General features: G+C 33.6%; 6 protein-coding genes. All 6 read left to right on the forward strand.

Annotated elements, in window-relative coordinates; genetic code table 11:
- The first annotated feature begins 567 nt into the window (after positions 1-567).
- Positions 568-1,383, forward strand: coding sequence for a hypothetical protein (locus tag HMPREF0367_RS00650; RefSeq protein ID WP_035400153.1), 816 nt, complete (start codon positions 568-570; stop codon positions 1,381-1,383).
- Positions 1,384-1,605: 222 nt separating this feature from the next.
- Positions 1,606-1,842 carry a hypothetical protein gene (locus HMPREF0367_RS00655; protein ID WP_248660653.1) on the forward strand — a complete coding sequence of 79 codons (237 nt, stop codon included), beginning with the start codon at positions 1,606-1,608 and terminating at the stop codon, positions 1,840-1,842.
- Between the two features lie 96 nt (positions 1,843-1,938).
- Entirely contained in the window at positions 1,939-2,184 is a 246-nt protein-coding gene (locus HMPREF0367_RS00660; protein WP_015536447.1) for a hypothetical protein, read from the forward strand.
- The gene (locus tag HMPREF0367_RS00665) at positions 2,177-2,428 is read left to right on the forward strand and encodes a hypothetical protein (protein ID WP_015536446.1); all 252 of its coding nucleotides are present in this window, start codon (positions 2,177-2,179) and stop codon (positions 2,426-2,428) included. Before HMPREF0367_RS00660 ends, HMPREF0367_RS00665 begins: the two co-directional genes overlap by 8 nt.
- A 1-nt stretch (position 2,429) precedes the next feature.
- Complete coding sequence (locus HMPREF0367_RS10355; protein WP_148449339.1) at positions 2,430-2,564, forward strand: YoaH family protein; 135 nt, start codon at positions 2,430-2,432, stop codon at positions 2,562-2,564.
- A gap of 117 nt (positions 2,565-2,681) precedes the next feature.
- A partial coding sequence (locus tag HMPREF0367_RS00670; RefSeq protein WP_035400155.1) for a hypothetical protein occupies positions 2,682-3,194 on the forward strand: 513 nt, incomplete at its 3' end.

Raw genomic sequence — 3,194 nt, forward strand, 5'->3', positions numbered from 1 at the left:
CTAACTTTTAACTGTTAGACCCCCTTTTTTTGATGTTCAGATGATGGTTGCTACCAAAATGCTACCACTTTAAAGAAATGAATAAGACTTGATCAAGATAACTTGGAAGAATTCGCTCATATAAAGAAGAGACTTTATTATATATTAGATAAGTTACGAAATATTAAATTAGTTTCTATACATTTTATATTGTTTTGATTCGATTTTTTATTGGATTATACATGCTTCAGACTTTATCTTATTCAATAAGTCATTCGTGAAAAAAGAAGATAATGCTAACATCAAGGTTTGAATAGGGTAAAAGAAAATGAGGAATGATGTTAAAGGGAAGCCAACCCAAAAAGATCACTTATTTTTAATTTTGGATTGCTTAACTTGGATAATTTTGGCGCAGTAAATTTTAAAAAATTGTAAAATTAACCCGATCCAAATTGTAAAGTCATGTGATTGTTATTGCCTAATTTAACATTGAGAACATTATGTAGGTGAGATTAAAAACTGGATTTTTTCGTGCTATACTTTTATAAGGATATCATTAAATCATATTGAGAAGATAGGAGTATGTGTATGGAAACTAAATATAAAAGGTATGGTGTGATAATAGGTGTCTGTATTATAATAGGATCGCTAATTTTTTATAGCTATTATCGAGAAGAAAAGAAAGAAGAACGGCGATATGACGAAATTTTAAAACTTGCGAATTTAGGAATTGATGCTATTAATGATGGAGATAAAGAAAAGGCGGATGAATATTATACATCATTGTTGCAAGTTGACGATTTTAATATTTATGGTCTCGACACGGTAAATCGCTTTTTTCATAAAATGGAGTCGTATTCTTCGTTAGATTATTTATCTTCATTTGATTTGTCAGGAATTGAAGGTTATTCTGAATCAGAATTAGATACTAAGAAAGATGAGTTAGAAGAATTGTACGCGAAAGTTTATAAAACGGATCCAAGTTATGAACAAGCAACAAATATTTATAATGAAAAGTTGGTTTTAATAAATTCGAGGTATGATCAAATAAGAGGAGTAGAAGAACAAAAACAGGCACTTTATGAACAAAATCGAGGTATGATAAAATTGTCGGAAACTTCAAATCAAACAACGTATAGAATTTGCATGAATAAATATGGCACATTAAGAATCACAGGTTATTTTTCTTCCACTTCATATTATGATTCGTTAAATGTTACTGTTTATGATCAATCTAATAATATCGTAGGTGTTTACTGTAATGATGAAATTTTACCGGGAGATGGTTTCCGTTTTAATTTTGATCAATCATATACTTTAAACGATGGCATTTATACAATAGTTGTAACAAGAAGTAATTCAAGAGTTGGTTGGGAGATTACCCCATATGGCAATTATAATTAAATAGAATCTATTAAAGAGCAGAAGAGAAAATTCTTGATATGATTCCACTAAAGTAGACACACGAAATAAAAACAAGTGTGACTACAGAGTTCGAGTAGTTGCAAAGGAAATAACACAATAAATGAATAAGAATGTTTAGCGATGACGCTTATTCCAATTTATATCAATCGCGGGCGAGCAAAAAACTGTTCGCCCTTTTTATTTTGTAAAGGAGGAACACTTATGAATAATCCATATACCATCGAAAAAGTTGTTTTAGAGATCTTAAAAGCAAATGAAGAAGCAAGGAATAATGATATGAAACTTTATTTGCTTGTTTGTGAAGCAGTGAATCCTTATCCAACTTGTGATCGGGATATTGGCTCATTCTCTTTTTCTTCAGTGATGAATCACTATAGAGAATTAAGGTTGCCACATTTTGAAAGCGTAAGAAGATCAAGAGCGAAGATTCAGGCATAGATTCCTGAGCTTGCAGGTGATCGAAGCTGTCATCAAATAAGAAAGGAACTGGAAATACTCTATCGTAGTTATGCACTTAACAAGGAGGAATAAACTATGCCTAGCGAATTCACGATGCAACAGAAAATAAAGGTCATCACTAAACTTACAGAATCTGGTTATGACACAGAAAAGAAACTTCAAAAGCTAGAGATGGAGAATATTCTACAAATCAAAGGAATCACGATTCCTGAGATGAGCATCATCTTGGCTCTACAAAAGAGTACAAAAAGCGGAAAGCTATACTCCTACTTATGTGGTGGCGATGATGAAGTAGATAAACAAGGTGAAAATAATGGCTAGGAAGTATGAACTTATCACCGATCTTTATTATCAAACGATTAACGAAGTAAGTGAAAATGCTGATAGCTGGAAATCTTTCTTAAAAACGGCAGGAAGAAATTTTCGCCTTCGTTTTGATGAACAGATACTTATCTATGCTCAAAGGCCAGATGCTATTGCTGTTTTAGAAATCGAGAAATGGAACAATCGTTTTGGAAGATGGGTCAATAAAGGTGCTAAAGGTATCGGAAACAAAAGCTTTTGATATGGAAGGGGCTCTCAAACAAGTACAAATGCTCATTGATGGAGGAATGAAAACCAAAGAAGCCATCAAACGGGTAGCCCAGGAAATGAATGGTTCTAAAAATGAGCTGTATGATGCTTATCATAAACACATTTGATCTTGCGAAAGCAGGATCTTTTTTTTGAGATGGAAAAATGCAGTTTTGGATCTATTTTTGTTCCTGATCTTTTCAATATTCGATAAAAATCAGGTATAATTATTTTAAGGTGTGATCATGAAGAAATTGTATAAATATCTATTAGATGCAGTGGTGGTTTCCACGGTACTTGCCTGCAGTGCATGTGCAAGTATGCCGGTTGCAGATCCTGCGGTAGAAGGGGATCAGCCGGAAACGCTAGAAAAAATTACTATACCTGCTTCGATATTTGAGTTCGCAAATTCTGATATCGAGGATAATTTTGAAGAGTTCAGTGATTATTGTTATAGCGTAGAGCGGGATGGAAACGATCTGATCCTTGGAGTTACGCCGCCGCAAAAAGAAGAACTTATAGAAATGTATGCTGCTTCCATTGACGATGTGCTTGAAACAATGACAGAAGAAGAACCAGGATACTATGTGGAGACCGATAAGGATCACAGACGGTTCGTATATCATTACGATGAAAAAATTGATAATGTTCTGCAGGCGAGAATGCTGTTGACAATTACGACTTCGGACGTTTTGATCAAAATCTTAGAGACTAAAGATCCAAACTGGAATGTACAGGCCAGGATCGTGAATTGTCAT

It is taken from the genome of Faecalitalea cylindroides ATCC 27803 (assembly GCF_000469305.1).
GTDB classification, from domain to species: Bacteria; Bacillota_I; Bacilli_A; order Erysipelotrichales; family Erysipelotrichaceae; genus Faecalitalea; species Faecalitalea cylindroides.